30 protein-coding genes are annotated in these 24,640 nt (G+C 65.6%); 14 read left to right on the top strand and 16 right to left on the bottom strand.

The genetic code is table 11. From position 1 onward, the window contains the following. Positions 1-120 precede the first annotated feature (120 nt). Positions 121-2,169: a transglycosylase domain-containing protein gene (locus tag DX905_RS08835; protein ID WP_240320788.1), complete on the top strand. Its 2,049-nt coding sequence runs from the start codon at positions 121-123 to the stop codon at positions 2,167-2,169. Between the two features lie 247 nt (positions 2,170-2,416). On the opposite strand, the gene DX905_RS08830 is transcribed toward DX905_RS08835, so the two are convergent. The 3 genes from DX905_RS08830 to DX905_RS08820 are packed head-to-tail and all read right to left on the bottom strand — an operon-like array spanning position 2,417 to position 4,200. Beyond that, the gene (locus DX905_RS08830) at positions 2,417-3,151 is read right to left on the bottom strand and encodes a M48 family metallopeptidase (RefSeq protein ID WP_116091026.1); all 735 of its coding nucleotides are present in this window, start codon (positions 3,149-3,151) and stop codon (positions 2,417-2,419) included. A gap of 3 nt (positions 3,152-3,154) precedes the next feature. Next, positions 3,155-3,586, bottom strand: a complete 432-nt coding sequence (locus DX905_RS08825) for a YcgN family cysteine cluster protein (RefSeq protein ID WP_116091025.1) — start codon at positions 3,584-3,586, stop codon at positions 3,155-3,157. Then, a complete protein-coding gene (locus DX905_RS08820; RefSeq protein ID WP_116091024.1) occupies positions 3,583-4,200 on the bottom strand; it encodes an SCO family protein in 618 nt (205 codons plus the stop codon). Before DX905_RS08820 ends, DX905_RS08825 begins: the two co-directional genes overlap by 4 nt. A gap of 50 nt (positions 4,201-4,250) precedes the next feature. On the opposite strand from DX905_RS08820, the gene DX905_RS08815 reads away from it, so the two are divergent. Next, complete coding sequence (locus DX905_RS08815) at positions 4,251-4,856, top strand: ankyrin repeat domain-containing protein (protein ID WP_116091023.1); 606 nt, start codon at positions 4,251-4,253, stop codon at positions 4,854-4,856. On the opposite strand, the gene DX905_RS08810 is transcribed toward DX905_RS08815, so the two are convergent. From DX905_RS08810 to aroE, 7 genes are all read right to left on the bottom strand, one after another. Further along, complete coding sequence (locus DX905_RS08810; RefSeq protein ID WP_116091022.1) at positions 4,853-5,335, bottom strand: MmcB family DNA repair protein; 483 nt, start codon at positions 5,333-5,335, stop codon at positions 4,853-4,855. The two genes, DX905_RS08815 and DX905_RS08810, sit on opposite strands and share 4 nt — an antisense overlap. Positions 5,336-5,482: 147 nt before the next feature. After that, positions 5,483-5,809: a DUF1491 family protein gene (locus tag DX905_RS08805; RefSeq protein ID WP_205412226.1), complete on the bottom strand. Its 327-nt coding sequence runs from the start codon at positions 5,807-5,809 to the stop codon at positions 5,483-5,485. Between the two features lie 2 nt (positions 5,810-5,811). Next, positions 5,812-6,279 carry a PTS sugar transporter subunit IIA gene (locus tag DX905_RS08800; protein WP_116091020.1) on the bottom strand — a complete coding sequence of 156 codons (468 nt, stop codon included), beginning with the start codon at positions 6,277-6,279 and terminating at the stop codon, positions 5,812-5,814. 48 nt (positions 6,280-6,327) lie between these two features. Next, positions 6,328-6,900, bottom strand: a complete 573-nt coding sequence (gene hpf, locus DX905_RS08795; RefSeq protein ID WP_116091019.1) for a ribosome hibernation-promoting factor, HPF/YfiA family — start codon at positions 6,898-6,900, stop codon at positions 6,328-6,330. A 64-nt stretch (positions 6,901-6,964) separates the two neighbouring features. Continuing rightward, on the bottom strand, positions 6,965-7,669 hold the full coding sequence (dnaQ, locus tag DX905_RS08790) for a DNA polymerase III subunit epsilon (protein ID WP_116091018.1): 705 nt from the start codon (positions 7,667-7,669) through the stop codon (positions 6,965-6,967). 7 nt (positions 7,670-7,676) lie between these two features. Next, positions 7,677-8,276 carry a dephospho-CoA kinase gene (gene coaE, locus DX905_RS08785; protein ID WP_116091017.1) on the bottom strand — a complete coding sequence of 200 codons (600 nt, stop codon included), beginning with the start codon at positions 8,274-8,276 and terminating at the stop codon, positions 7,677-7,679. A gap of 13 nt (positions 8,277-8,289) precedes the next feature. After that, positions 8,290-9,144, bottom strand: a complete 855-nt coding sequence (gene aroE / locus DX905_RS08780; RefSeq protein ID WP_116092433.1) for a shikimate dehydrogenase — start codon at positions 9,142-9,144, stop codon at positions 8,290-8,292. A 128-nt stretch (positions 9,145-9,272) separates the two neighbouring features. Here aroE and DX905_RS08775 point away from each other — a divergent pair, with 128 nt between their 5' ends. Beyond that, positions 9,273-9,461, top strand: coding sequence for a hypothetical protein (locus tag DX905_RS08775; RefSeq protein ID WP_116091016.1), 189 nt, complete (start codon positions 9,273-9,275; stop codon positions 9,459-9,461). 25 nt (positions 9,462-9,486) lie between these two features. Here DX905_RS08775 and DX905_RS08770 read toward each other — a convergent pair whose 3' ends face one another. Together DX905_RS08770 and DX905_RS08765 are read right to left on the bottom strand one after the other, a co-directional pair. Continuing rightward, entirely contained in the window at positions 9,487-10,086 is a 600-nt protein-coding gene (locus DX905_RS08770; protein WP_116091015.1) for a Maf family protein, read from the bottom strand. Then, the gene (locus DX905_RS08765) at positions 10,083-10,904 is read right to left on the bottom strand and encodes a pyruvate, water dikinase regulatory protein (RefSeq protein WP_116092432.1); all 822 of its coding nucleotides are present in this window, start codon (positions 10,902-10,904) and stop codon (positions 10,083-10,085) included. Before DX905_RS08765 ends, DX905_RS08770 begins: the two co-directional genes overlap by 4 nt. A 345-nt stretch (positions 10,905-11,249) precedes the next feature. Between DX905_RS08765 and hemE the strand changes: the two genes are divergently transcribed. From hemE to DX905_RS08745, 4 genes are all read left to right on the top strand, one after another. Continuing rightward, positions 11,250-12,284, top strand: coding sequence for a uroporphyrinogen decarboxylase (gene hemE, locus DX905_RS08760; protein ID WP_240320948.1), 1,035 nt, complete (start codon positions 11,250-11,252; stop codon positions 12,282-12,284). Continuing rightward, complete coding sequence (locus tag DX905_RS08755; RefSeq protein WP_116091013.1) at positions 12,281-12,739, top strand: CopD family protein; 459 nt, start codon at positions 12,281-12,283, stop codon at positions 12,737-12,739. The genes hemE and DX905_RS08755 overlap by 4 nt, the downstream gene beginning before the upstream one ends. 345 nt (positions 12,740-13,084) lie before the next feature. Continuing rightward, complete coding sequence (rho, locus tag DX905_RS08750; protein WP_116091012.1) at positions 13,085-14,341, top strand: transcription termination factor Rho; 1,257 nt, start codon at positions 13,085-13,087, stop codon at positions 14,339-14,341. A 163-nt stretch (positions 14,342-14,504) separates the two neighbouring features. Beyond that, positions 14,505-15,149, top strand: coding sequence for a TerC family protein (locus tag DX905_RS08745; RefSeq protein WP_116091011.1), 645 nt, complete (start codon positions 14,505-14,507; stop codon positions 15,147-15,149). Positions 15,150-15,174: 25 nt separating this feature from the next. Here the strand turns inward: DX905_RS08745 and DX905_RS08740 are convergent, their stop codons facing one another. Beyond that, entirely contained in the window at positions 15,175-15,891 is a 717-nt protein-coding gene (locus DX905_RS08740) for a dienelactone hydrolase family protein (protein ID WP_116091010.1), read from the bottom strand. Positions 15,892-15,992: 101 nt separating this feature from the next. Here DX905_RS08740 and DX905_RS16180 point away from each other — a divergent pair, with 101 nt between their 5' ends. The 7 genes from DX905_RS16180 to DX905_RS08710 are packed head-to-tail and all read left to right on the top strand — an operon-like array spanning position 15,993 to position 22,107. Further along, the gene (locus tag DX905_RS16180; protein ID WP_205412225.1) at positions 15,993-16,229 is read left to right on the top strand and encodes a DUF6489 family protein; all 237 of its coding nucleotides are present in this window, start codon (positions 15,993-15,995) and stop codon (positions 16,227-16,229) included. Further along, complete coding sequence (mnmE, locus tag DX905_RS08735; RefSeq protein WP_205412224.1) at positions 16,226-17,521, top strand: tRNA uridine-5-carboxymethylaminomethyl(34) synthesis GTPase MnmE; 1,296 nt, start codon at positions 16,226-16,228, stop codon at positions 17,519-17,521. Before DX905_RS16180 ends, mnmE begins: the two co-directional genes overlap by 4 nt. 52 nt (positions 17,522-17,573) lie before the next feature. Then, positions 17,574-19,367 (top strand): tRNA uridine-5-carboxymethylaminomethyl(34) synthesis enzyme MnmG, encoded by a 1,794-nt coding sequence (gene mnmG / locus DX905_RS08730; RefSeq protein ID WP_116091009.1) that lies wholly within the window; start codon positions 17,574-17,576, stop codon positions 19,365-19,367. Further along, entirely contained in the window at positions 19,364-19,990 is a 627-nt protein-coding gene (rsmG, locus tag DX905_RS08725) for a 16S rRNA (guanine(527)-N(7))-methyltransferase RsmG (protein ID WP_116091008.1), read from the top strand. The genes mnmG and rsmG overlap by 4 nt, the downstream gene beginning before the upstream one ends. Continuing rightward, entirely contained in the window at positions 19,990-20,769 is a 780-nt protein-coding gene (locus DX905_RS08720) for a ParA family protein (RefSeq protein WP_116091007.1), read from the top strand. Before rsmG ends, DX905_RS08720 begins: the two co-directional genes overlap by 1 nt. Positions 20,770-20,785: 16 nt before the next feature. Further along, entirely contained in the window at positions 20,786-21,664 is an 879-nt protein-coding gene (locus DX905_RS08715; RefSeq protein WP_116091006.1) for a ParB/RepB/Spo0J family partition protein, read from the top strand. 56 nt (positions 21,665-21,720) lie between these two features. After that, on the top strand, positions 21,721-22,107 hold the full coding sequence (locus DX905_RS08710) for a hypothetical protein (RefSeq protein WP_162875534.1): 387 nt from the start codon (positions 21,721-21,723) through the stop codon (positions 22,105-22,107). A 60-nt stretch (positions 22,108-22,167) separates the two neighbouring features. Here the strand turns inward: DX905_RS08710 and DX905_RS08705 are convergent, their stop codons facing one another. The 3 genes from DX905_RS08705 to DX905_RS08695 are packed head-to-tail and all read right to left on the bottom strand — an operon-like array spanning position 22,168 to position 24,640. After that, positions 22,168-23,220, bottom strand: a complete 1,053-nt coding sequence (locus DX905_RS08705) for a PepSY-associated TM helix domain-containing protein (protein WP_116091004.1) — start codon at positions 23,218-23,220, stop codon at positions 22,168-22,170. Positions 23,221-23,228: 8 nt separating this feature from the next. Further along, the gene (locus tag DX905_RS08700) at positions 23,229-23,900 is read right to left on the bottom strand and encodes a Fe2+-dependent dioxygenase (protein WP_116091003.1); all 672 of its coding nucleotides are present in this window, start codon (positions 23,898-23,900) and stop codon (positions 23,229-23,231) included. Beyond that, on the bottom strand, positions 23,897-24,640 hold the full coding sequence (locus tag DX905_RS08695; RefSeq protein ID WP_116091002.1) for a tetratricopeptide repeat protein: 744 nt from the start codon (positions 24,638-24,640) through the stop codon (positions 23,897-23,899). The genes DX905_RS08700 and DX905_RS08695 overlap by 4 nt, the downstream gene beginning before the upstream one ends.

Genomic DNA, 24,640 nt, shown 5'->3' with positions numbered 1-24,640 from the left:
GAGCGCAACCGCCGGTGTGGTGGGGTTGTAGGACAGCATGATAGGTTATAATCCGGCGCGGCCTCCATGCCCGATCCGCAAAGTCCTTCCGCGCCTGCGCGCGCCCGCCATACCGGCCGAATGATCCTTCGCGTCATCCTGTTCGGCTTCCTCGCGGCTGTCGTCGCGGTGGTGATCGCCGTGCTCGTGACGATGGCCTCGCTGCCGTCGTTCAGCGATCTGACCCAAAAGCCCAATGGGCAGACCGTGCGCGTCCATGCCGCCGACGGCAGCCTGCTGGTCTCGCTCGGGCCGAGCTATGGCGACTGGCTGACTTATGACCGCATTCCGCCGGTGATGCGCGACGCGATCGTCGCGGTGGAGGATCGGCGCTTCTACAGCCATCCCGGCATCGATCCGGTCGGGGTCGCGCGCATGGTGTGGGTTGCCAAGCGGCTGCACGACAATGGCCGCCGGCTGCAGGGCGCGTCGACCATAACCCAGCAGCTGGCGCGCAACATCTTCCTGACCAACGCCTATAATGCCGGGCGCAAGGTGCGCGAGGCGATCCTGGCGCTGGCGATGGAACGCAAATTCTCCAAGCAGCAGATCCTCGAACTCTACCTCAACCGGGTTTATTTCGGCGGCGGCGCCTATGGCGTTGATGCCGCCAGCCGCAAATTCTTCGGCCATCCGGGCGATCATATGAGCCTGGAAGAGGCGGCGGTGATCGCCGGCCTCGTCAAGGCGCCGTCCCATTACTCGCCGTCGGCCGACGCCCAGGCCGCGCGCGACCGCGCCAAGGTCGTGCTGGAAGTGATGGTCGACGCCGGCGCGATCACGCCGGCCCGGGCCGCCAGCGCGCACCTCGAACGCGTCGTGTTCGCGCCCGAGCCGAAGCAGAATAGCGTGCGCTATTTCACCGATTGGGCGCTGGCGCAGCTCGACACGATCGTCGACGAGCAGAATGTCCCGCTCGATATCTGGACCACGCTCGATCTGCGCATGCAGCGCGCGGCCGACGCCGCCATCCGGCAGAATACGCCGGCCGGGCTGCAGGGCGCATTGGTGTCGATGGAGAATGACGGCGCGGTGCGCGCCATGGTCGGCGGGACCGACTATGTCTCGTCCATCTACAATCGCGCGACCCAGGCGCAGCGCCAGCCGGGATCCGCGTTCAAATTGTTCGTCTATCTGGCGGCGCTGGAGTCCGGCATCAAACCGGGCGATCCGGTCGTCGACCAGCCGATCACGATCGACGGCTGGAGCCCGCGCAACAGCTCGCGCCGCTATCTCGGGCAGATCGACGTGCGCAATGCCTTTGCACTCTCGATCAATACCGTGGCCGCCGCGGTCGGCCAGAAGGTCGGCTTCGACACGGTCGCCGACATGGCGCACCGCTTCGGCATCACCACGCCGATCAACACGCATCCGTCGATGGTATTGGGCACGTCCGACGTCCGCCTGATCGACATGACGCGGGCTTTTGCGGCGATCTCCGCCGGCGGCAACGCGGTCACGCCTTATGGCATCACCAAGGTCAGCACGACCGACGGCAATGTGCTGTACCAGCGCAACGCCGAGCAGCCGCGCGTGCTGGTCGCGCCGTTCGTTGCCGCGGAGATGACCGATCTGCTGCAGACGGCGGTCAATACCGGCACCGCGCGCGCGGCCCAGATCGGGCGGCCGGTGGCGGGCAAGACCGGCACCACCTCCTCCAACAAGGACGGCTGGTTCCTGGGCTTCTCGTCGGGTCTGACGACCGGCGTGTGGATGGGCCGCGACGATGCCAAGCCGATCCCCGGCCTCCAGGGCGGCCGCAACCCGGCGCAGGCCTTCTCCGCCTACATGAAGGATGCGCTGCAGACCCGCCAGCCGCAGGAGTTCCAGACCGAGGTGACCTTGCCCGAATGGCAGCTCGAACCGGACGAGGAAGCCTATTTCGGCGATCCGGATCAGCAGGTCGGCGGGGATCCGGCGCTCATGCCCGACGACGCGCAGGATCCGGCCGTTCCGCCCGACGATGCCGGCGTGCCCGACGAGGAGCCGGCGCCCGCACCCGCGCCGACGCAGGCGCCGCGCCGTCCGGCACCGGCCGATCGCCCTCCGGCCAGCGCTCCCCGCCAGCCGCAGATCGATCAGCGCTGGCTCGACAACGTCCTGAGGGACCAGCCGCGCCAGCCGCGCTAGAGGCTCGTTCCTATTCCGCTCATGCCTAGTGGAGACCGAGTAGCGGCATAGCCGCATATCGAGCTTGAGCCGGTGCGCATTGCCCCCGGCAATTCCCAGCCATGTCCGGGGGACATGGCGTGCCTGCTTCACGCGTATCGAAGCAGCGGTGAGGCAATAGTGCTTCGATACGAGTCCTCGATACGGTCCTGCGGACCTACTCGGTCTCTACTCAGCATGAGCGGATAAAGGTGGGTAAACTGCGGAGTTACCGCCCCACCCGCTGTACTGCCGCGCCATGCGCCTTGAGCCAGGCGCGTTCCGTCTTGGGTGCACGCCCCAGCAGCTGTTCGACCGCCTGGTGGAATTCGGGTCCGTGATGCATGTGCAGGCGATGCGCGACCTCGTGCACGACCGTCGCCTCGCGCACCGCGGGCGGCATCAGGATCAGCCGCCAGCTATAGGCGATGTCCCCGCTCGACGAGCAGCTTCCCCAACGCGTGCGCGGATCGCCGATGCGCACGCGGCCAATCGTCACCCCCGCTCGCAGCGCGACCGCCCGCGTCTCCGCTTCCAGCGTCCGCGCCGCCTCGGCGCGCAACCAGCGTAGCACCCGGCCCGCCACCATCTCTTCCGGGCCGCCGACGATCAGTCGGTCGCCGTCGCGGCGGACCGTGCGCGATCCGGCAGGTTGCCAGTCGATGGTGAGCAGAGCTCCCTCAAGCGGGACCTGCGTACCGGGCCCGATCGGCGCAGACACCGGCAATTTGGCGAGGACCTGTTCGATCCAGGCGCGCTGGCCCTCCGCCCATAATAAAGCGGGCTTGAGCGCGGCGCGGCGCGGCAAGGTCAGCCGCACCGCGCCGTCGCGCGGATCGACTGCGAGCCGCATCCGCTTGGCTTGTGCCGAACGCCGCACCGTCAGCGGCCGGCTATGGCCGCCGCCGGAAAAGGTCAGCTCGGTCTCGGTCAGGCTGTCGCGCGGCGGCCGTGACAGGAACATCGCCTAGAGCTCGCGTTCGACGATATGGAGTTCGAGTTCGCCCGCGTCGACCTCCGACACGGTCCAGCCGCGGGTCGACATGCCCGCGGCATGAACCGTCTCGCGACTGCCGCTGATCAGATGATGCCAATCGTGGAGCGGCTTGCCCTCGAACACGAGCCGGTAGGCGCAGGTCGAGGGTAGCCATTCCAGCTCGTGAAGCTTGGAGGCGCTCAACTGTACGCAATCGGGCACGAAGCGCTTGCGATTGGGATAATCGCGGCACGATCCGTTGCGGCGGTCGAGCAGGCGGCAGGCGACGTTGGTGGGGTAGACCGCGCCCGTCTCCTCATCCTCCAATTTGTGCAGGCAGCATTTGCCGCAGCCATCACACAGCGATTCCCATTCGGGCCGGCTCATCTGCTCGAGCGTTTTTTCTTCCCAGAAGCGGGTCATATCACCCACTTTTCCAGCTCGGCCACCACCGCGTCGGCATTGGCATCGACCGGCAGCAGCTCGATCGGCTTGCCATGCGGATCGAACAGGATGGCGGTGCGCATATGATCCATCAGATAGCCGGACGCGCCCGCCGGAGCCGGCTGTTTGCTGTAGGTGGTCGCATATTCCTTGGCCACGGCGGCAATCTGGGCGTCGCTACCCGTCAGCCCGATCAGGCGCGGATGGAAAGCGCCGACGAACTGCTTGAGCGCGGCCGGGGTGTCGCGCGCGGGATCGACCGAGATGAAGATCGGCTGGACCTTGGCCGACCTTTTCGGATCGCTGGCATCGAACTGGCGCATCGCCTTGCCCAGCACCTGCATGTCGGTCGGGCAGGCATCGGGACAGAAAGTGTAACCGAAATAGACGATCCGATAGCGGCCCTCCAGCGCGGTGCTGGAGAAGCTTTTGCCGTCCTGATCGGTCAGCGTGAACGGGCCGCCGATACGCGCGCCGGCAAGCGGCGCCGTTTCCGGCGGCTGGCGGCTGCACGACGCCAGCGCCAATGAGGCAGCACCGCATGCCGCAAGTCCGAACGCCGCCAATGTCTTGTTCATGGTGTGCTTAGCCATGCTTTGCTATCAGGCCGCTGACAAGCGCAGCGAGCGACGGGGATACTCATATGGCATTGAAGAACGGCGTTTCCAGGGCGATGCTGTGCGGGCTCGCGCTCGCCTGGGCCGTGCCGGCGGCGGCGCAATTCTCCGACAGCTACAATTTCCTGAAGGCGGTGCGCGATGCCGATGGCGACAAGGCGACCGAGTTGCTCGCCAAGCCGGGCGCGCCCGTACTCAACACGCGCGATCCCAGCACCGGCGAGAGCGCGCTGCACATCGTCATCAAGCAGCATAATGACAATTGGGTCGCCTTCCTGCTGAGCAAGGGCGCGATTCCTGACCTCAAGGACCGCCAGGGCAATACGCCGCTGCATGTGGCGGCGCTGGCGGGGGACCCGACCGCGGCCAATTATCTGCTGCTGCAGCGGGCCAAGGTCGACGTCGTCAACAATAATGGCGAAACGCCGCTGATCCTGGCCGTGCATCGCAAGGATGTGGTGGTGGTGCGGCAGCTGGTGGAAGCCGGCGCCGATCCGAAGATCGCCGACACGATCGCGGGCAAGAGCGCGCTGGATTACGCCAATGACGATCCGCGCGGCGCGGCGCTGGTCAAGATCCTTTCCGATGCCAAGCCGGCGCCGAAGAAGGCCATTTCCGGCCCGGTCCGCTAGTCCAGGCCGGCCAGGCCGGGATCGAGCGACCCCAGCAGCCGCTGCGCCGCGCGGCGCGCGAACCGCAGCGTCTCGACCTTGCGCCGCGCGGCCGCGAGCGGCCGCACCTGCGGCGCGCGCAACATCTCCGCATCATAGCGGTCGGCGACGATCAGGCCGGCGATATCGGGCCGGAAATGCGGTTCATCGAACGGCTCCAGCGCAAAGCCGGCCGGCACCGCCCACAGGAAGCGGTCGCAATAATCGAGATATTCGTGCCACTTGCCGTCGCCCCGCAGATCGGCGCGCGAGCATTTGATCTCGACGATGGTGATGCAGCCCTTGGCGTCGATCGCCATGATGTCCGCTCGCCGGCCATTGCCGAGCGGCACTTCGCAAATCCCGACCAGATCCTGCCGCCACAGCAATCGCGCGACGCCGCGCGCGACATCGGCCGCGCATAAAGGCGCGTCGTCGAAGCAGTGAGGCAGGCTGGCCATGATTCGTTGAGATTAGAACAGGTCGGGAACGGGGGGAAGGCATGACAGATTGTCATCCGGGCTTGTTATCGTATCCATCCGACCACGCACGCGGGACGCTATGCGCGGTGGACCCCGGACCAAGCCCGGCGTGATGTTTAGGCTGAGCTAATTGGCAATATCCTCGACCAGCGTCATCGCCTCTGCGACGTCCAGTTCGATCACCCACAAGTCAGGATCCGTCCGCCGCCGACGGGCAATATAATCGCTGCGTTGATCGACATCTTCCGGGCCGGTGGGTGACCATCGATAGACGCCCGCCTCGTCCAGCCGCCGTTCGAGCAGATCGCCGGGCACGCCGCGTTCGGCCAGTTGGATCAGGATCGCGCCCGCGGTCGCATCGCCTTTGGCGAGCACCATGCCGTTGCCGCCCAGCTCCTCGGCGCGGCGGATCAGTGCGGATACGAGCATCCCGGCGGTAAGCCGGGGAGTCACGGTCAGGCCGCGTCGCGCGTGTCGGTGTGGGCGAACAAGGCGTAGAGCGCATCGGGTGAAGCGGCGCCGCGCAATTTGGCGACGAACGCCCGGTCGCGCAGCTTGCGGCTGACGCGCGCGAGCGCCTTGAGATGCTCAACCCCGGCATCGGGCGGCGACAGCAGCAAGAACACCAGATCGACCGGCATGCCGTCGATCGCCTGGAAATCGATCGGCGATGCCAGGCGGGCGACGAGGCCGGTCACATGATCGAGCCCGTCCATCTTGCCGTGCGGAATGGCGACCCCGCCGCCGAACCCGGTCGACCCCAGCCGTTCGCGTTCGAGCAGGCGCTCGACGATGACGCGCGCGTCCAGCCCGGTCAGCGTCGCGGCACTGGCCGCGAGCTGCTGGAAGAGGGCTTTCTTGTTGGGAGCGGCGACGCCGATGAGGGCGGCGTCGGGATTCAGCAGGTCGGAGAGATCGTCCATAATCTTACAAAGTCCGTCGAACAGATGGTCGTGCGGGGCGCGCCCGGATCAGGCGGCGCGCTGCGGTTCCACCCAGCCGATCGTGCCGTCGCCGCGCCGATACACCATATTGAACGCGCCGGTGCCCGAATTCTTGAACAGCAGGGCGTTGGTGTTGCGCAGGTCGAGCATCATGACCGCGTCGGACACGCTCGCCTCCGGCACGTCGACCCGCGTTTCGGCGACCACCGGCGGATGATCGCCGCCAATATCCTCTTCCTCCGCCGGTGGCTGGAAGACGGTATAGCCCGCGCTCGCCTCGATCTCGCCGGCCGCGGGCCCCGCATGGCGGCCCTTGAGGCGGCGCATATAGCGGCGCAGCTGGGTCTCGATCCGGTCGGCGGCCTGGTCGAAGGCAGGATGCGCCTCATTGCCCTGTCCGGCACCCTTCAGGATCACGCCCTGCATGACATGCGCGACGATATCGCACGAGAAGCTGTTGTGCGGACCCTGGCCGAACGTGACGTGGGCCGAGATCGAGCGGGAGAAATATTTCTCCGCCAGCGCCTGCAGCCGCTCCTCGACATGAACGCGCAGCGCATCGCCGGTATCGACCTGATGACCAGACACCCGGATATCCATAACATTCTCCTTACTCGGCGCTGGATGGGAAAGCGGCGCTTACAAGCCCCGCCGCTCGCCCGCGTCAACCCACGGCGGGGACGAGCTCCCACACCGGATCGACCAGCTTCTGGATAAACGCTGCGTGACGCGCCAGTTCCACGTCGCTCGCTTTATGCGGTCGAGCCGGACGCGCAATGCGCTGCACCGCCGCCGAGGCGACCGCGAACGAGACCGCCTCTTCGACCGCGCGCTCTTCGGCGAGCGAGAGGCCGATCTGCCGGCCACCGCACAATTCGACATAGACCTGCGTCAGCAGCTCCGCGTCGAGCAGCGCGCCATGCTTGATGCGCTGGCTGCGATCGACACCATAGCGCGTGCACAGCGCATCCAGGCTGTGCTTGGCGCCCGGGTGACGGCTGCGCGCCATCACCAGCGTGTCGATCATGCGGCTGAGGCAGATCGGGTCGCGCCCGCAATTGGCGAGCTCCCAGTTGAGGAAGCCGAAATCGAACGCGGCATTGTGCGCGACCAGGGGACTGTCGCCGAGGAATTGGATCAGGTCGTCGACGATCGCGTGGAAGCAGGGTTTGTCCGACAGGAAAGTCGCCGAGAGCCCATGCACCGCCTCCGCCTCGCTCGGCATGTGGCGCTCGGGATTGATATAAGCGTGGAACGAGCGGCCGGTCTCGCACCGGTTGAAAATCTCGACGCAGCCAATCTCGACCAGGCGATGGCCGTCATGCGGGCTGAGGCCCGTGGTTTCAGTGTCGAACACGATTTCGCGCATGGGCAGACTATCCGCTTATGCCGCGCGCCATGCAAGCCGCGATGATGCGGCGGACGGCGGCTCGCGTCGTCTGGATCGAGCCTCCGGTCGGGATGACGAAATCGGCACGGCGGCGTTTGGCGGCGTCCGGCAGCTGCAGTGCGCGCACCTGTTCCAGCCGCGCCCAGCTCATGCCGGCCCGCCCGAGCACGCGCGCATTCTGCTTCCAGGCGGGGGCCGACACGACCGCGATCAGATCCACGCGCCGCCAGAAGCCTTTCTCGAACAGCAGCGGCACGTCCGCGACCACCAAAGGCCGCGCGCGATACCGCCGCAGGAACCGGCGCCGCTCGCGCTCGACCTCGGGATGAATCAGCCTTTCGAGCCGGTGCAAGGCGATCTTGTTGCCCATGACCGCCGCGCCGAGCCGCACGCGATCGACGCCGCCCGGCCCGGTCACGCCCGGATGGAGCGCCTCGATCGCGGCGAGCAGCAATCCGCCCGGTCCCTGCAGGCGGCGCACCGCGGCATCCGAATCGAACACCGGTATGCCCTTCTCGCGAAACATCGCCGCGACCGTGGACTTGCCCATGCCGATCGAGCCGGTCAGGCCAAGCACGATGCTCATGCGGCCCCCTTATTCATGCGGTGAGCCGCGCCCGCAACTCGGCTTCGCTGTCCGGGTCGGACGGCGGCACCGCCCCGAAGAAATGCTCGAACGCGATCCGCCCCTGGCCGATCAGCATGCTGAGACCGTCGATAGTCGGATGACCGCGCGCCTGCGCTTCGGCGAGCAAAGGCGTGACCAGCGGCGCGTAGATCGCATCATAGACGATGGCGCCCGGTGGCAGGTTTGAGAAGTCGATCGGCAATGGCGGCTTGCCGGTCATGCCGAGCGAGGTCGCGTTGACCACCAGGTCGAGCCGGTCGCCCGCCTCGCCCCAGTCGAAATCGAGCGGGCGCGCGAACGTATCGAGCGTGCAGACATGCACGTCCTGCGGCCCGAAGGCGTCGGCCAGCGCCTGGGCTTTGGCGAGATCCCGCCCGGCGATGATCAGCGTGAAGCCTTCCTCCCACAGCGCATGCGCGATCGCGCGCGCGGCGCCGCCGGTGCCCAAGATGCGCGCGGTGCGCAGCAAATGCCGCTCGGCCAGCTGCGGCCGCAACGGTTCGAGGAAACCTGGCGCATCGGTATTGTGGCCGATCAGCACGCCGTCGCGCGACACGATCGTATTGACCGCGCCGATCGCCTGCGCCGTCGGATCGATGCGATCGAGCAAGGGCATCACCGCCTGCTTGTGCGGCAGGGTGACGTTGCACCCGCGCCAATGCGGATCGCTACGCCGCGCGGCGAAGAAATCGGGCAAGGCATCGGTCGTCAGATGGCTGCGGCCATAGCTCCCGTCGATCCCGGCTTGCTCCAGCCAGAAGCCGTGCATGATCGGCGACTTGGATTGCGCGATCGGGTCTCCGATCACTTCGGCAAAAGCGTTCATAGGATTTCGTTCGAGCCCGCCGGACATTTTGACAAGCAAAGAATCGCCCATGGAACTTGCCTCGAAGCTGCGGATTCTGTTGTCGAGACGAAACAAGACCTGCCAACCTGAAATAAGAGGGGCGTGTTATGGTCGCCGAGATCTGGGAAAGCCGCACCGGAGCCTGGTTTGGACGGATCGTCGACGAACGAACCGGCTCGACGGTCAGCAAATTATATGAAGCGGGTAGCCGTGGCGGCGTGATCGCCACCATTGTCGGCCTCTATCAGCAAGCGGCATTTGCCTTCCGCGACCGCGTTCAGCCGACGGAATTCTGAGCCCTGATAACGGCGCCGATACGCGCTACGTCGCGACCACTTGGCGCACCCTCAGCCAGTCGAGCAGCGGCAACAGCGGCAGGCCGAGGATGGTGAAATGATCGCCGTCGATCCGGCTGAATAATTGGGCGCCGCGCCCCTCAATCCGGTAGCCGCCGACACATCCGCCGATCGCCGGCCATTCGGCGTCGAGATAGGCTTCCAGGAACTCGTCTGAAAAGGCGCGCATCGTCAACTTGGCGGTATCGACATGGCGCCAGACCGGTACGCCGCTCTGGGCCACTACGGCTGCGCTGGTGAGCCGGTGGGTGGTGCCGGCAAGCGTACGGAGCTGGTTCGCGGCCTCCTCGCGCGTCTCGGCCTTGTCGATCAGGTCGCCGTCGGCGGCGGTTACGGTCGAATCGCATCCCAGCACCAAGGCGGTCGGATGACGCTGCGACACTTTGATCGCCTTCATCTCGGCCAGCGCATCCGCCAGGCGGCGGCCGTCCGTGCCCTCGCTCAGCATCGACTGCTTGATCGAGTCTTCGTCGACCCGCGCCGCCTCGGCCGTGAACGGCACGCCCGCCGCCTCCAGCATGGCGCGGCGCGACGCGGATTGCGAGGCGAGGATCAGTTCGGTCATGCCGGGCCCGCGCCGTCGCGTTCGCCGATCAGGTTGATGATCGCCGCCGCGGTCTCCTCGATCGAGCGGCGGGTGACGTCGATCACCGGCCAGCCACGGTCCGCAAATATACGTCGTGCCGCCGCCAGCTCGCGCGCGACGGCCTCCTGATCGACATAGGCGGTCTCCGTCACCTGGTTGAGCGACAACAGGCGATTGCGGCGGATCTGGATCAGCCGGTCGGGGCTGGTGGTGAGGCCGACGATCAGCGGCTTGGTCACCTCGAACAATTGCCTGGGCGGCGGCGATTCCAGCACGAGCGGGATATTGGCGACCTTATAACCGCGATTGGCGAGATAGATCGACGTCGGCGTCTTCGACGAGCGGGAGACGCCCGCCAGCACGATGTCCGCCTCCTCCCAATCCTCGGGCGCGATGCCGTCGTCATGCGCGATCGTGAACTGGATCGCATCGACCCGCGCGAAATAGGCGGCGTCGAGCGCGTGCTGGCGGCCGGGCTTGGCCTTGGCCTCCTGGCCGAGCAGGCGCTGCAACGCCTCGGTTACCGGATCGAGTGCCGCCACCAGCGGCAACCCCGCCATGCGACAGCGCGCTTCGAGCGTGCGGCGCACCTCCGAATTGACCAAAGTATAGATGATCAGGCCGGGGCGCTGGATGATCTCGGTGAGAACGCGGTCGAGATGGCCTTCGGAGCGCACCATCGGCCAGAAATGCTTGATGACCTCGACCCCGTCGAACTGGGCGACGCCCGCCTTGGCGATCACTTCCAGAGTTTCGCCGGTCGAATCCGACAGGAGATGAAGATGCAGCCGCATCAGCAAGCGTCGATTTTATTGGATAATTGCCTGTGGAGAACCATGGGGGCAGAGCTAGCGGATTAGGTGGCGGGGCGGCAAGGCGATCGGATCATGCCCGACTTGCGAAAGTCGCCGACATGGCCATCCACAGGGGATTCACGCTATGCCCTTGCCTGTGGATATCGGGGGAAGCTTGCGGGACTCGCGGCGAACCGCCACGTCCGGGCATGTCAAGCTGTTGGCAAATCTGGGTGGCGGGAATAAGCCCCGCTAAACGCCAGCCTACTGACTCCTCCAGAATCCTTTTAAACTCTTATATTAAGTAAAAGGATGCATTGCGTGGTCACGGTTCCGGAAAAGATCGCCCTGGAAAATCGGCATGCGTTCGACCGGCCCTTGCTCGGGGTATTGAGCGGGGAACGGCGCGATCCGCCGCCCGTCTGGCTGATGCGTCAGGCGGGGCGCTATCTGCCCGAATATCGCGCGCTGCGGGCGGAGAAAGGCGGGTTTCTCGCTTTGTGCTACGATCCGGTAGCCGCGGCCGAGATCACACTCCAGCCGATCCGCCGCTTCGGCTTTGACGGCGCGATCCTGTTTTCCGACATCCTCGTCATCCCCCAGGCGCTCGGCCAGGATCTGTGGTTCGAAACCGGCGAGGGGCCGCGGCTCGCGCCGCAATTGCTCGACGGCGACATGAGCGCGCTTTCGCCCGAGCCGGCGATGCTCGCGCCGATCTTCGAGACGGTCCGCCGCGTGGTAGCCGAATTGCCGCCGCACACCACGATGCTCGGCTTCGCAGGATCGCCGTGGACGGTCGCGACCTACATGGTGGCGGGGCAGGGCACCAAGGACCAGAATCCCGCCAGGCGGCTGGCCTACCGCGACCCAGCGGCATTCCGGCGGCTGATCGACGCCATCGTCGCCGCGACCGTCGACTATCTGTGCGACCAGATCGACGCCGGCGTGGAAGCAGTGCAATTGTTCGACAGCTGGGCCGGCAGCCTTGCGCCCGAAGAATTCAAGCGTTGGGTGATCGTCCCGAATCGCGCGATCGTAGAAGCGCTGCGCAGCCGGCGGCCGGGGATTCCGATCATCGGTTTTCCCAAGGGAATCGGTGAAAAATTGCCCGTCTATGCGCGCGAGACGGGGGTCGACGCGCTGGGGATCGACGAGACGATGGATCCCGTCTGGGCCGATGGTGCGCTACCGGCCAGTCTGCCGGTGCAAGGCAATCTCGATCCACTCGCGCTGGTGGCGGGCGGCGATGGGCTCGCCACGGCGGTTGCCGGCATTCGCGCGGCGTTTGCGAAACGGCCCCATATCTTCAATCTCGGTCACGGCATTTTACAGGACACACCGATCTCGCATGTCGAGCAACTGCTCGCTATGCTGCGCGCATGAGCCTCCCCAGCCTGGGATATATCCTCTCGTTGACCTACCTTTGGATCAAGGCCGCCCACATCATCTTCGTGATCTTCTGGATTGCGGGGCTGTTCCTGCTGCCGCGTTATTACGTCTACCATCAGGAATCGACGCCCGGCAGCCAGGAAGAGCGCCGCTGGATCGAGCGCGAGGCGAAGCTGCGCAACATCATCATCACGCCGGCGATGACCCTTGTCTGGATCCTCGGCATCACGCTCGCCACGGTCGGCCATTTCTGGAACAGCGGCTGGCTGATGGCCAAGCTTGCGCTCGTCATCGGCCTGTCGGGCTATCATGGCTACATGGTTGGCTATGGCAAGAAGCTCGCACGCGGCGAACGGCCGGTGAGCGGCAAGGCGCTGCGCATCATGAACGAGGTTCCCGGCATCGCGACCGCGGCGATCGTCATTCTGGTGGTTCTAAAGCCGTTCTAGGTTTGGATACCGCTCATCCTGAGTAGCGGTCGAGCAGCTGCGCAAGCAGCGTATCGAGAACGCGTATCGAAGGGTCGTGCTTCGATACGAGCCCTCGATACGGCCTTACAGGCCTACTCGGTCTCTACTCAGCATGAGCGGGGTTGAGAGCTCCGGATCGCCTGCCGCCTTGAACCCGATCCATGCCGACACCATCTCCCGCTTGACGATGGCGCCGGCGTAACTTACGCCCCGAACCACCTTGGGCCCGCATTCCTTGCGAGCGCCCGATCAGCCATCCAGCTTTGAACAGTCGCTTCGTTCGCGCCGTTCCTCCCCCACATCGCACCACCGGATACGCCCCCAATGCATCTCAAAGACCTCAAGAAGAAGACCCCGGCCGAGCTGGTCGCGATGGCGGAAGAACGCGGCGTCGAGGGCGCGTCGACGATGCGCAAGCAGGATCTGATGTTCGGCATCCTCAAGGCGGAGGCCGAGGAAGGCGAAACCATCCTGGGTCTCGGCACGATCGAGGTTTTGCCCGACGGTTTCGGTTTCCTGCGCTCGCCGGAAGCCAATTATCTGGCGGGTCCGGACGACATTTACGTCAGCCCCAACCAGGTGCGTAAGTTCGGCCTGCGTACCGGCGATACGGTTGAAGGCGAGATCCGCGATCCCAAGGATGGCGAACGCTATTTCGCCCTGACCAAGCTCCTGCAGGTCAATTTCGACGACCCGAGCGTGGTGCGTCACCGCGTCAATTTCGACAATCTGACGCCGCTTTATCCCGAATCGAAGCTTACGCTCGATCCGGCGGACCCGACCGTCAAAGACAAGTCGGCGCGCGTGATCGATCTGATCTCGCCGCAGGGTAAGGGCCAGCGCACCTTGATCGTCGCGCCGCCGCGCGTCGGCAAAACCGTGATGCTGCAGAATATGGCCAAGGCCATCACCGACAACCATCCCGAAGTCTTCCTGATCGTGCTGCTGATCGACGAGCGGCCGGAGGAAGTTACCGACATGCAGCGTTCGGTGAAGGGCGAGGTTGTCTCCTCGACCTTCGACGAGCCCGCCACCCGCCACGTCCAAGTCGCCGAGATGGTGATCGAGAAGGCGAAGCGGTTGGTCGAGCACAAGAAGGATGTCGTCATCCTGCTCGACTCGATCACGCGCCTCGGCCGCGCCTACAACACGGTCGTGCCATCGTCGGGCAAGGTCCTGACGGGCGGCGTCGACGCGAACGCCCTGCAGCGTCCCAAGCGCTTCTTCGGCGCCGCGCGCAATATCGAGGAAGGCGGTTCGCTCTCGATCATCGCCACCGCGCTGATCGACACCGGCAGCCGCATGGACGAAGTCATCTTCGAAGAGTTCAAGGGCACCGGTAACTCGGAAATCGTGCTCGACCGCAAGGTGGCCGACAAGCGCATTTTCCCGGCGATGGACGTCGGCAAGTCGGGCACGCGCAAGGAAGAGCTGCTGCTCGACAAGGGCAAGCTGTCCAAGATGTGGGTGCTGCGCCGCATCCTCATGCAGATGGGCACGACCGATGCGATGGAGTTCCTGCTCGACAAGATGAAGGATTCGAAGACCAACGAAGACTTCTTCGATTCGATGAATCAGTAGAGCTTGCCGCTAAGATAACCCGTCGCCCCAGCGCAGGCTGGGGCCCATGGCTCTCATCCCGGAGGCGCCCTTCGGTGGATAGAGATATGGATCCCGGCCTGCGCCGGGATGACGAAGGCGGGTTATTCTCGACACCGCGCCCGACGCTTCATATCAGGCTGCCATGACCGAGCTCTGGCAACATATCATCGCGGACTTCTCCAACATCGGCTCGCCCGCCGCTTTGTCGGCGTTTCTGCAGGTGTTGATGATCGACATCATGCTCGCCGGCGACAATGCCATCGTCGTCGGCGCGATCGCCGCCGGGCTGAGCGTCGAGCAACGCCGCAAGGTCATCCTGATCGGCATCATCGCGGCACTCGTACTGCGCATCGCCTTCGCGCTTGCAGTGACGCAGCTGCTGCAGGTCGTCGGATTGACCTTCGCCGGTGGCTTGCTGCTGCTGTGGGTCGCCTGGAAGATGTGGCGCGAATTGCGCGGCGATCATGCGCAGAGCCACGACGGGCTCAAGCCCGCTCGGAGCTTCGCCGCCGCGGCCTGGGCCGTCGCCATCGCCGACGTGTCGATGAGCCTGGACAATGTGCTCGCTGTCGCTGGCGCCGCGCACGCCCACCCGGGCATCCTCATCATTGGGCTGGTCCTCTCGGTCATCCTGATGGGCGTTGCTGCCAGCTTCCTGGCGCGGCTGATCGAGCGGTATAGCTGGATCGGTTATGTTGGCCTGGCGGTGATCTTCTTCGTCGCGCTGAAGATGGTCTACGAGGGCGTGGTCAATCCCAAGGTCGGCGTGCTGACGTTGTTCAGTTGAACGCGCACCGCATTGTTATCCCAGCCTAGCTGGATCGTAGGAAGTTATGCCTAATCTGATGCTCGAAGAATTCATCGGTTAGCGCGTCCGCATGCTGCGCAGCATTTTCGTTGCGGCGCTTGCCGAAGGCCGCTGCGAAGCCATGTCCGGCGCCGGCATGTTCGTGGATCGTGACGCGCGGGTTGGAAGCCAATGCCTCGCTGATCTTTGCGCGTACATCCGTGGGAATTGACGGATCCTCCTCGCCGAAGTGCAGCATCAGCGGCCTCGCGATCGCGTGCGCTTCGTTGAGGTGCTCGGCGATCAGGCGGCCATAATAGCCGACGCTGGCGTCGGCATCGGTGCGGGTCGCGGCGAGATAGGCGATCGCGCCGCCCCAGCAGAACCCCACCACGCCGACCTTGCCTACGCCGATCGCGCGAGCGTGGCGCAGGGCGGCTTCGACATCGGCCACCGCCTTGTCCGTATCGAACTGGCTGCGCTGCGCCATGGCCTGTGCCAGCTGCTCGGGTATGTCGGGATCGACATCATAGCCGGGCGCAAACCGCCAGAACATGTCGGGCGCGAGCGCAAGATAGCCCTTTGCCGCCCACTCATCGACCTTGCGACGGATGTTGGCATTCACCCCGAATATCTCCTGGATGACGATGATTGCCGCCCTCGGAGCGCCTCCCGGCTCGGCCAGATAGGCGGCAAAGCGCGCTTCGCCGTCGAGTGTCGGGATTTCGATCATCTCACCCATGGATCACCTATATTGCGCGGTCAGCTGCAGCATGGACGCTCCGCTCCGCTTGTTCTACCATCCGCCCCGCGCGCCTCAACCGCAACCGGAGCCAGCGGCCGATGAACATCACCATGAACGTCGATTGCACGCCGGAGGAAGCGCGCCGCTTCATGGGCCTGCCCGACATGTCGCCGATCCACGAACTGTATCTGGAGAAGGTGCGGGAGGCGATGACCAACGGCATGACGCCCGACATGCTCGAGACGATGATGCGCACCTGGTCGCCGATGGGCGAAATGGGCATGAATGCGTGGCAGAAAATGATCGAGCAGATGACGGGCACCGCCAAGACGTGAGCGGGAGCGCCGAGGCGCGGCCTACCATCTTCGCGCTTTCGAGCGGTGCCTTGCCCGCCGCGATCGCCATCGTTCGGATCAGCGGGCCGGCCGCGGGCGAGGCACTGACCTATCTCGCCGGACGCCTGCCGTCGCCGCGCCGGGCGGTTTCGGCGACGTTACGCGATGGGGAGGGCGAGCTGCTCGACCGCGCGCTGATATTGTGGCTGCCCGGCCCTGCAACCGCCACGGGGGAGGATAGCGCCGAGTTGCACCTCCATGGCGGCCGCGCGGTCGTGGCTGCGGTGCTGGCGGCGCTAGGGGTAATGCCCGGACTGCGCATGGCTGAGGCCGGGGAATTCACCCGGCGTGCCTTCACCAACGGTCGCCTCGATCTCGCTCAGGCGGAGGGGCTAGCCGATCTGCTCGCGGCCGAAACCGACGGCCAGCGGCGGCAGGCCTTGCGCTTGGCCGAGGGCGGCCTTGGGCGGCTGGTAGCGGAATGGCAGGAGAGGCTGCTGGCGCTGAGCGCGCGCGTCGAGGCGGCGATCGAGTTTGGCGAGGAGGAAGAGGATGTGCCCGCGCTTGGGGAAGGGGAAAAAGCAGCGCTTGCTACCCTGGTCCAAGATTTGGCTGAGGCACTCGCCCAGCCGCCCGCCGAGCGCCTGAGGGACGGCGTACGGATTGTCGTCGCGGGTCCCACCAACGCCGGAAAGTCAAGCCTTATCAATGGTTTAGCCGGACGAGAGGCGGCGATTGCCTCCCCCGTTGCAGGAACGACGCGCGATATCATCGAAGTGCCGGTCTTACTCGGAGGCGTGGCATGCCTGCTGATCGACAGCGCCGGGCTTCGTACGTCGACGGGCAAGGTCGAGCAGATCGGTGTGGCGCGCGCCAAAGCGGCGATGGAAACGGCCGACCTGATATTGTGGCTTGGGCAGCCCGACGCTTGCCCATATCCCGAACGCGCGCTCCTGATCCGGGCCAAGTCGGATCTCGGCAGACCGGGCGCTGGCAGGAGCGATATTGCCGTCTCGACGTTGACCGGAGCCGGCCTCGCCGAGTTGAAGCTGCTGTTGGGTGCGCGCGTGGCGCGCTTGTTGCCGGCAGCGGACGCGGTGGCGCTCAACGCCCGGCATCGGCAATTGATCGGCGAAGCCCACCGGGAGCTCGACACCGCCCGCTACGACGATCCGATCCTGATCGCCGAGCATCTCCGCCACGCGCGGTTGGCGCTGGACCGGATCACCGGCCGTGCCGGGGTCGAGGATATGCTTGATGCCTTGTTCGGTCAGTTCTGCATCGGCAAGTAATGTTTCACGTGGAACAATTGACTCCAAGTCCAGCCTGCCGTTAGCGAAACCCATGCGCCAGTTTGACGTGATCGTGGTCGGCGGCGGCCATGCCGGATGCGAGGCCGCGACAGCGTCCGCTCGTCGCGGCGCGCGGGTCGCCCTCATCACGATGGACGTTGACCAGATCGGCGCCATGTCCTGCAACCCGGCGATCGGCGGGGTAGGGAAGGGCCATCTCGTCCGCGAACTGGACGTGTTCGACGGTCTGATGGCACGCGCGGCGGATGCGGCCGCGATCCATCACCGCATGCTGAATCGCAGCAAGGGTTCGGCGGTTCATGGCCCGCGCATCCAGGCCGATCGCAAACGTTTCCGTCACGCGACGCAACAGATGGTCGCCAGCCAGGCGGATCTCTTCCTGGTGCCTGGCGCCGTCGACGCGCTGCTGATCGAAGGTGGCGAAGTCACAGGCGTAGCGCTCGCCGATGGCGCGCACATCAGGGCAAAGGCGGTCATTCTCGCTACCGGCACCTTCCTGGGCGCCAAGCTCCACTGCGGACTTGAGCAGACCGCCGGCGGCCGTAGCGGAGAGGCGGCAGCGATACCGCTCGCCGCGCAATTGCGTGAACTCGCCCTGCCGATGGGTCGGCTGAAGACCGGCACGCCGCCGCGGCTCGATGGACGGACGATAGATTGGGCGAAGCTGGAACGGCAGCCTTCCGATGTCGATCCCTGGACGATGTCGCCGCTGAGCAGCGGACGCGCCTTGCCACAGGTCGAGTGCGCGCTGACCAGAACCAATGCGCGAACGCACGACATCATTCGCGCGGGCCTGTCAGATTCGCCGGTGTTCAGCGGCGCGATGGAGGGCTTTGGGCCGCGATATTGCCCGTCGGTCGAAGACAAGGTCGTTCGGTTCGGTGACCGCGACGGACACCAAATCTTCCTTGAGCCGGAAGGGTTGGCCGATCATCTCGTCTATCCCAACGGCATTTCCACTTCGCTACCTGCTGCCGTCCAGCACGACATGGTTCGCTCAATCGAGGGACTGGAAAGCGCCAATATTGTGCGGCCGGGCTATGCCGTCGAATATGATTATCTCGATCCCCGCAGCCTCACCCCCGCCTTGGCGCTGCGCGCGATCCCGGGCCTTTATTGCGCTGGCCAGATCAATGGCACCACCGGCTATGAAGAGGCCGGCGCTCAAGGCTTGATCGCGGGACTCAATGCGGCCGCTCACGCCTGCGGGCTGGCGCCGGTGCTGCTGGACCGTGCCGATTCCTATATCGGGGTGATGATCGACGACCTCACCTTGCAGGGTGTTACCGAACCGTATCGCATGCTTACCGCCCGTGCCGAATATCGGCTGCGGTTGCGCGCCGACAATGCGGTGAGCCGCCTCGGTGCGATTGCGATGGCTTGTGACGGGGTAAGCCTAGCGCGCCGTCGCGCAATCGAGGCGCGGCTCGCGCAAATCGGCCGCGCCGGCGAAGCAATTGCCCGCCGCGAACGCGGCATCTCGCTTGGCGAGCGCATCCGGCAGGGAGAAGATGTGCAATCGGAGCTGAGCGCTTCGCTGGGCGATGATTTTGCCAGCGACGTCATTGTCGAGGCGATCGACGATGCGCGTTATGCGCCTTACCTCGCCCGCCAGCATGCCGAGGTCCAACGGCTGCGTGCGGACGCCAATACCAGCCTCGCCCACATCGCCAGTTATCGGGCGATCGGCGGCCTTTCCAACGAAATGGTCGAGCGGCTCGAAGCGGCACGCCCGTCCGATCTCGCCGCTGCCACGCGTATTCGCGGTATCACACCCGCAGCCTTGGCAGCGATCCTGGTGGCCGCGCAGCGCCGCGCCGCATGACTGAGGACGAGGCCAGATCCTGGCTAGTTGCTCGCAATGTTCCACGTGAAACATTCGACGCGATCGAGCGCTTCATTGCCTTCCTGCGTATCCAGTCGACCGCGCAGAACCTTATCGCCGCTTCGACGCTTGATGCGATTTGGGCCCGCCATATAGTCGACTCCGCGCAGCTGCTCGATCTTGCGCCCGATTGGAATACATGGCTCGACCTGGGCTCCGGGGCAGGGTTTCCCGGGTTGATCGTTGCCCTGCTGAGCGAAGGCCGAAAGGTGACATTGGTCGAATCGCGCGCCAAGCGCATTGCCTTCTTGCAGGGCGCGGCCTTGACCGCAGGTATCGTCGACCGGGTCGAGATCATCGGCAGCGCGCTCGAAAAGATGAAGCCGCGCCGCTTCGACGTCATCAGCGCGCGTGCGTTCGCGCCGCTGGACAAGCTGCTGACGCTGGCGACACCGTTCGCCGATAAAACCACACGGTGGGTATTACCGAAGGGGCGGAGGGCGGCGGAGGAACTGGAAGCGACGCACGGATCGTGGCAGGGTGTGTTCGAACTCGTTCCGAGCGTCACCGATTCCGAGGCGGCGATCATCGTCGCTACGGACGTCACTCCGAGGAAGCGCTGATGATCCGGATCGCGATTGCCAATCAGAAGGGCGGGGTCGGCAAGACCACCACGGCGATCAACCTCGCAACCGCACTGGCCGCGACCGGATTTCGCGTGCTGCTGATCGACTTCGATCCGCAGGGTAACGCCTCGACCGGCCTTGGGGTCGAGCGTTCCGCAAGAAATGTCTCGGTTTATCAAGTGCTTATCGGAGAGTCCGGTTTGTTGGACGCGGTCATCCCGACCCAAGTTCCGCGGCTCGACATCGTCGCCGCGACGCAAGACCTGGCGGCAGCCGAGGTTGAACTCGCCGATCTGCCGGATCGCACCCACCGGCTCGATCGGGCGCTCGCCGGGTCGGAGGCGCGCTGGGACGTCTGCCTGATCGATTGCCCGCCGTCGCTCGGCCTGCTCACCATCAATGCCCTAGTCGCAGCGCGCAGCCTGCTCATCCCGCTGCAATGCGAATTCTTTGCGCTAGAGGGGATGAGCCAGCTCCTGCAGACGGTCGAGCGCGTGCGCGGCCGCTTCAATCCGGATCTCTCCATCCTGGGCGTGGCGCTGACCATGTATGATCGCCGCAACCGCCTGTCGGAGCAGGTAGCGGAGGACGTGCGCGCCGTGGTCGGCGACCTAGTCTTCAAAACCGCCGTACCGCGCAACGTGCGCCTGTCGGAGGCGCCGAGCCACGGCCTGCCGGCCCTGGTCTACGATCACCGCTGCCCCGGCTCGGAAGCCTATATCGCGCTGGCGGGCGAGATGATCGCGCGCCTGCCGGTGCCGGCGGTGGCGGCATGAACCTGAAGGAAGGGCGATGAGCGAGGTCAAACGCGGGCTGGGCCGGGGGCTGTCGTCGCTGCTCGGCGAGGTTGCGCGCGAGCAACCAATCGCCGGGGAGGCGCAGCGCCCGGCCGGTATCCAGATGATGAGCACCGCCCGGCTCACCCCCAACATGGCTCAGCCGCGCCGCCATTTCGACGATGCCGCGATCGACGAACTCGCCCAATCGCTGCGCGATCGCGGCCTGATCCAGCCGATCGTCGTGCGCCCGTCCGAGGCGGGCTATTATCAGATCGTCGCGGGCGAGCGGCGCTGGCGGGCGGCCCAACGCGCCCAATTGCACGAAGTGCCGGTGATCGTCCGCCAAATGGGCGATGCCGAGACGCTGGAAATCGCGATCATCGAAAATATCCAGCGCCAGGACCTCAACGCGATCGAGGAGGCCGACGCCTACCACCGGCTTTCGCGCGATTACGGCCATAAGCAGGAGGCGATCGCGAAGCTGGTCGGCAAGTCGCGCAGCCATATCGCCAATCTCTTACGCCTGCTCGACCTGCCGATGAGCGTGCGCCAGGCGGTGGCCGACGGCCGGCTCAGCATGGGCCATGCGCGCGCCCTGATCGGGTCGGCCGATCCGGAGGCGCTGGCGGAGCAGGTCATCAAGCGCGGCCTCTCGGTTCGCGAAACCGAGCAACTGGCGCGTGGCGGCAAGGCCAAGCGCGCCGAACAGCCACCGCGCGCCGCCCCAGCGGCGGATGCCGATGTCGCGATGCTCGAGCGCCAGCTGCGCGACCAGCTCGGCCTGAAGGTCAGCATCGCCCACACCGGCAAGGGCGGCAGCGTGACGATCGGTTACGCCACGCTCGACCAGCTCGACATGGTCTGTCAGCGGCTCAGCGGCGAGAGCATCTAGTCGGCATGCCGCGGTTACGCCTCGCCGGACTGTCCTTGGCCAGGGCGAGAGGCGTCGTGAATCCGTTTCTGAGGCAGACACACCGCGAGAAGCTGGCAACGGTGGATGGTATCAACCTCTTCTTCGGGGCGCTGCTAGGAGCCAATCTGGGAAGCCTCGATGGCTTGGCATTGGGCGATTATGTGAAGGTGATCATACTTCTGGCCGGAACGGTCATGGCGCTGCGTAACGTGTCGAGCTCGGAGCGAAGGGCCTATGCTTATGTGACGATGGCGCTTTGGGCGGCGATCGTCGCCTCCAGCCTGTTCGTACCTTCGTTCAGGCCGCAAGGCTTGCCCTGGCGCGACGTGCAGCGTCTGGCCGCGACCATAGCCGTCTGGATCGCGGCCGTTCTCGTGATCGAGCTTTCGCCGACGGGTAAAGCGCCCGACGAGAGCCACTAGCGCCGAGATTCCTCGGCACATGCCGATCTCGATCCGGTGGATATCGCCCGACTCGCTTCCTCAGCCGCGCACGCCCGCGCGGCGCTGCGCGACCTGCCCGCGCCACTTGCGGGTCCGCAGCCACATGATGATGCCGGTCACGCCCAATATGGCGGGGGCAATTCCGGCCAGGAAGATGACGATCTGGAAGATCACGCCCATATTGGTGCCGTCGTGGAGCCGCCGATAGAGCGGACGCGCGCGCGGAGGCTCCGGCTTGTTGTCCGCGGTTGCGAGCGTGCCCGTCGCATCATCGATCTTCACAGGGGCGCCGCGCGCCGGCTTGATCGTCCACGGCGTCTTGTCGGTCGGCCATGTGATCGTCACCGGCCCTTTGACGGAAGCGGCGGTCAGCGCCCGATCGACCGTGAGTTGCGGCGTGGCGAGCGGCGCGGACATCGGCCGCCGCATGCCGCCGCCGCCCATCATCTGCGGCCACGCGATGATCACGCCGGTGAGCGACAGCAACGCCAGCGGTAACGATATCCAGAAGCCGATCATGTGATGGAGATTGGCGTCGAGCGCCGGCTGGCGCTGCCAGCGGAAGCCGCGCGTCCAGCGCCCGGACAGCGGCCACCACAACCAGATGCCGGTCAGGGACGAGATCAGCATCAGCACGCCGAGCCAGCCGACGACCGCCCGCCCGGAGCCTGGAATCTGAAGGCTGCCGTGGAAGATGTGCGCCCATCGCAGGACCGGGCTGGCCGATAGCCCGCTGTCGATCAACCTACCGGTGGCGGGATCGATCCATGCCGCCAGCCGCAGTGGCGGCCCGCGCATCTTGCTCGGCTGGGGTGGCGTGGCGGTGACCATCACCGGGCCCTTTCCAATCGCCAGGCTGACGATCGTGCTGCCGGCGGGCAAGCTCTGGCGCGCGGCGGCGACATAAGCCGAGGCGGGCAAAGCCGCAGGACCGGTTTCCGCATAATGCGACGGCTGAAGCAGGCGATCGAGCGGCTCGTCCCACACCAGCATCGATCCGGTAAAGGATAGGGGGATGAATATGATCGCGAGGATGATGCCGATCCATTTGTGGATCTGAAACCAGACGTTCCTCAACTGCACTTTCGTCATATTGCCCCTCAGAGTTCCGCCCAACGGCGCAGCAGATTGTGATAGACGCCGGTCAGTCTTACCAGCGCGGGCGCGCCCGGACCGGCCGACGCGGTCAGTTCCTGGATCGAGCGGTCGAGATCGAACAACATCGTGCGCGCGCTGTGGTCGCGGACCATCGACTGGATCCAGAAGAAACTCGCCGTCCGCGTCCCGCGCGTGACCGCCGTCACGCGATGCACGCTCGAGGCCGGATAGACAATCATATCGCCCGCCGGCAGCTTGATCGGCGCCTGGCCCTCGGCGAGCAACTCCCCGCCGTCATAACTGGCGGGATCGCTCAGAAAGAGCGTTGCCGACAAGTCGCTGCGCACCCGGAAGTCGCTCCCGCTGCGGATGCGTACAGCGCTGTCGACATGATCGCCAAAGCCTTCGCCGACACCGTAGCGATTGAACAACGGTGGATAGACCTTCAGCGGCAGCGCGGCGGCGATGAACAGCGGCGAGCGGCTGAGGGCGTCCAGCACGATCTCGCCCAGTGCACGCGCCTCGGCGCCATCCTCGGGAAGCTGGCGATTGGCCTTGGCCAGCGCGGACTGATGGCCAGAGGTGGCGTTGCCGTCGATCCACGATGCTGCATTGAGCCGGTCATTCATGCTGCGCAGCATTTCGCTATCGATGACCTGCGGAATGACGATCATGCGGCGCGTCCGCTCAGCCGCGCGATGGCCGACAAATAGGGTTCGCCCTGGCGCAGCAGATAGTCGATCATCTGCGCGCGGAAGCGGGCATTGCCGCCATCCCAGGCGCGTTCCATCCAGTGCAGCGCATCTTCGGTTTCTCCGCGCAAGGCGAGCATGCGGCCATGATTGAACTGGCCGCGAAAGTCGCCGCCGGCTGCCGCGATCGCGTAGCGGCGGGCGGCTTCCGCCAGGTCGGGTGCGACCACCCAGCCATCCTCATGAAAGCTGCCGACGAAATTATGCGCCTTGGCATAACCATCGTCGGCGGCCTCGCTAAACAACGTCAGCGCCATTGCCCGGTCCCTCGGCACACCCCGGCCCAACGCCAGCATCGTCGCATAATTATATTTGGCCCAGGTAAGGCCGCGCGCGGCTGCCTGACGGAACCACGCGGCGGCCCGAACCTTGTCCGCCGGCACGCCCCAGCCGAGATCGTAGCAGCGCCCGACCATGTTGGCCGCCTCAAGGTGGCCCGCATTGGCGGCGCGCTCGAACCAGGTGAAGGCCTGGCGCGGATCAGGGGGAATCCCGTCGCCGTCGAGGAGCATCTGGCCGAGCCGGGCCTGAGCCTCGGCCGAGCCGGCTTCGGCCGCTTCGCGCACGAAGGCAGCGACGTCTTCGCGCGGTCCGGACAAGCGGCGCGCGAGCTCATCCGCGCTGAGCGCGTTGATGCTTGCGATCGCCGCTTGGTCCGCCAT

Source organism: Sphingomonas crusticola (assembly GCF_003391115.1).
GTDB classification, from domain to species: Bacteria; Pseudomonadota; Alphaproteobacteria; order Sphingomonadales; family Sphingomonadaceae; genus Sphingomonas_I; species Sphingomonas_I crusticola.
This window is presented reverse-complemented; position numbering and strand designations above follow the sequence as displayed.

Excerpts from the sequence above, each read along its gene's own strand:
- aroE (WP_116092433.1), bottom strand. The coding sequence starts at position 9,144 with ATGAACGCTTTTGCCGAAGTGATCGGAGACCCGATCGCGCAATCCAAG.
- DX905_RS08705 (WP_116091004.1), bottom strand. The coding sequence starts at position 23,220 with ATGACGAAAGTGCAGTTGAGGAACGTCTGGTTTCAGATCCACAAATGG.
- DX905_RS08770 (WP_116091015.1), bottom strand. The coding sequence starts at position 10,086 with ATGACCGAACTGATCCTCGCCTCGCAATCCGCGTCGCGCCGCGCCATG.
- DX905_RS08755 (WP_116091013.1), top strand. The coding sequence starts at position 12,281 with ATGAGCCTCCCCAGCCTGGGATATATCCTCTCGTTGACCTACCTTTGG.
- DX905_RS08830 (WP_116091026.1), bottom strand. The coding sequence starts at position 3,151 with ATGTTCCTGTCACGGCCGCCGCGCGACAGCCTGACCGAGACCGAGCTG.
- hpf (WP_116091019.1), bottom strand. The coding sequence starts at position 6,900 with ATGGATATCCGGGTGTCTGGTCATCAGGTCGATACCGGCGATGCGCTG.
- DX905_RS08720 (WP_116091007.1), top strand. The coding sequence starts at position 19,990 with ATGATCCGGATCGCGATTGCCAATCAGAAGGGCGGGGTCGGCAAGACC.
- DX905_RS08740 (WP_116091010.1), bottom strand. The coding sequence starts at position 15,891 with ATGGGTGAGATGATCGAAATCCCGACACTCGACGGCGAAGCGCGCTTT.
- DX905_RS08810 (WP_116091022.1), bottom strand. The coding sequence starts at position 5,335 with ATGGCCAGCCTGCCTCACTGCTTCGACGACGCGCCTTTATGCGCGGCC.
- DX905_RS08715 (WP_116091006.1), top strand. The coding sequence starts at position 20,786 with ATGAGCGAGGTCAAACGCGGGCTGGGCCGGGGGCTGTCGTCGCTGCTC.
- DX905_RS08745 (WP_116091011.1), top strand. The coding sequence starts at position 14,505 with ATGACCGAGCTCTGGCAACATATCATCGCGGACTTCTCCAACATCGGC.
- DX905_RS08695 (WP_116091002.1), bottom strand. The coding sequence starts at position 24,640 with ATGGCGGACCAAGCGGCGATCGCAAGCATCAACGCGCTCAGCGCGGAT.
- DX905_RS16180 (WP_205412225.1), top strand. The coding sequence starts at position 15,993 with ATGAACATCACCATGAACGTCGATTGCACGCCGGAGGAAGCGCGCCGC.
- mnmG (WP_116091009.1), top strand. The coding sequence starts at position 17,574 with ATGCGCCAGTTTGACGTGATCGTGGTCGGCGGCGGCCATGCCGGATGC.
- rsmG (WP_116091008.1), top strand. The coding sequence starts at position 19,364 with ATGACTGAGGACGAGGCCAGATCCTGGCTAGTTGCTCGCAATGTTCCA.
- DX905_RS08700 (WP_116091003.1), bottom strand. The coding sequence starts at position 23,900 with ATGATCGTCATTCCGCAGGTCATCGATAGCGAAATGCTGCGCAGCATG.
- coaE (WP_116091017.1), bottom strand. The coding sequence starts at position 8,276 with ATGAGCATCGTGCTTGGCCTGACCGGCTCGATCGGCATGGGCAAGTCC.
- rho (WP_116091012.1), top strand. The coding sequence starts at position 13,085 with ATGCATCTCAAAGACCTCAAGAAGAAGACCCCGGCCGAGCTGGTCGCG.
- DX905_RS08825 (WP_116091025.1), bottom strand. The coding sequence starts at position 3,586 with ATGACCCGCTTCTGGGAAGAAAAAACGCTCGAGCAGATGAGCCGGCCC.
- DX905_RS08775 (WP_116091016.1), top strand. The coding sequence starts at position 9,273 with ATGGTCGCCGAGATCTGGGAAAGCCGCACCGGAGCCTGGTTTGGACGG.
- DX905_RS08815 (WP_116091023.1), top strand. The coding sequence starts at position 4,251 with ATGGCATTGAAGAACGGCGTTTCCAGGGCGATGCTGTGCGGGCTCGCG.
- DX905_RS08835 (WP_240320788.1), top strand. The coding sequence starts at position 121 with ATGATCCTTCGCGTCATCCTGTTCGGCTTCCTCGCGGCTGTCGTCGCG.
- DX905_RS08800 (WP_116091020.1), bottom strand. The coding sequence starts at position 6,279 with ATGGACGATCTCTCCGACCTGCTGAATCCCGACGCCGCCCTCATCGGC.
- dnaQ (WP_116091018.1), bottom strand. The coding sequence starts at position 7,669 with ATGCGCGAAATCGTGTTCGACACTGAAACCACGGGCCTCAGCCCGCAT.
- DX905_RS08820 (WP_116091024.1), bottom strand. The coding sequence starts at position 4,200 with ATGGCTAAGCACACCATGAACAAGACATTGGCGGCGTTCGGACTTGCG.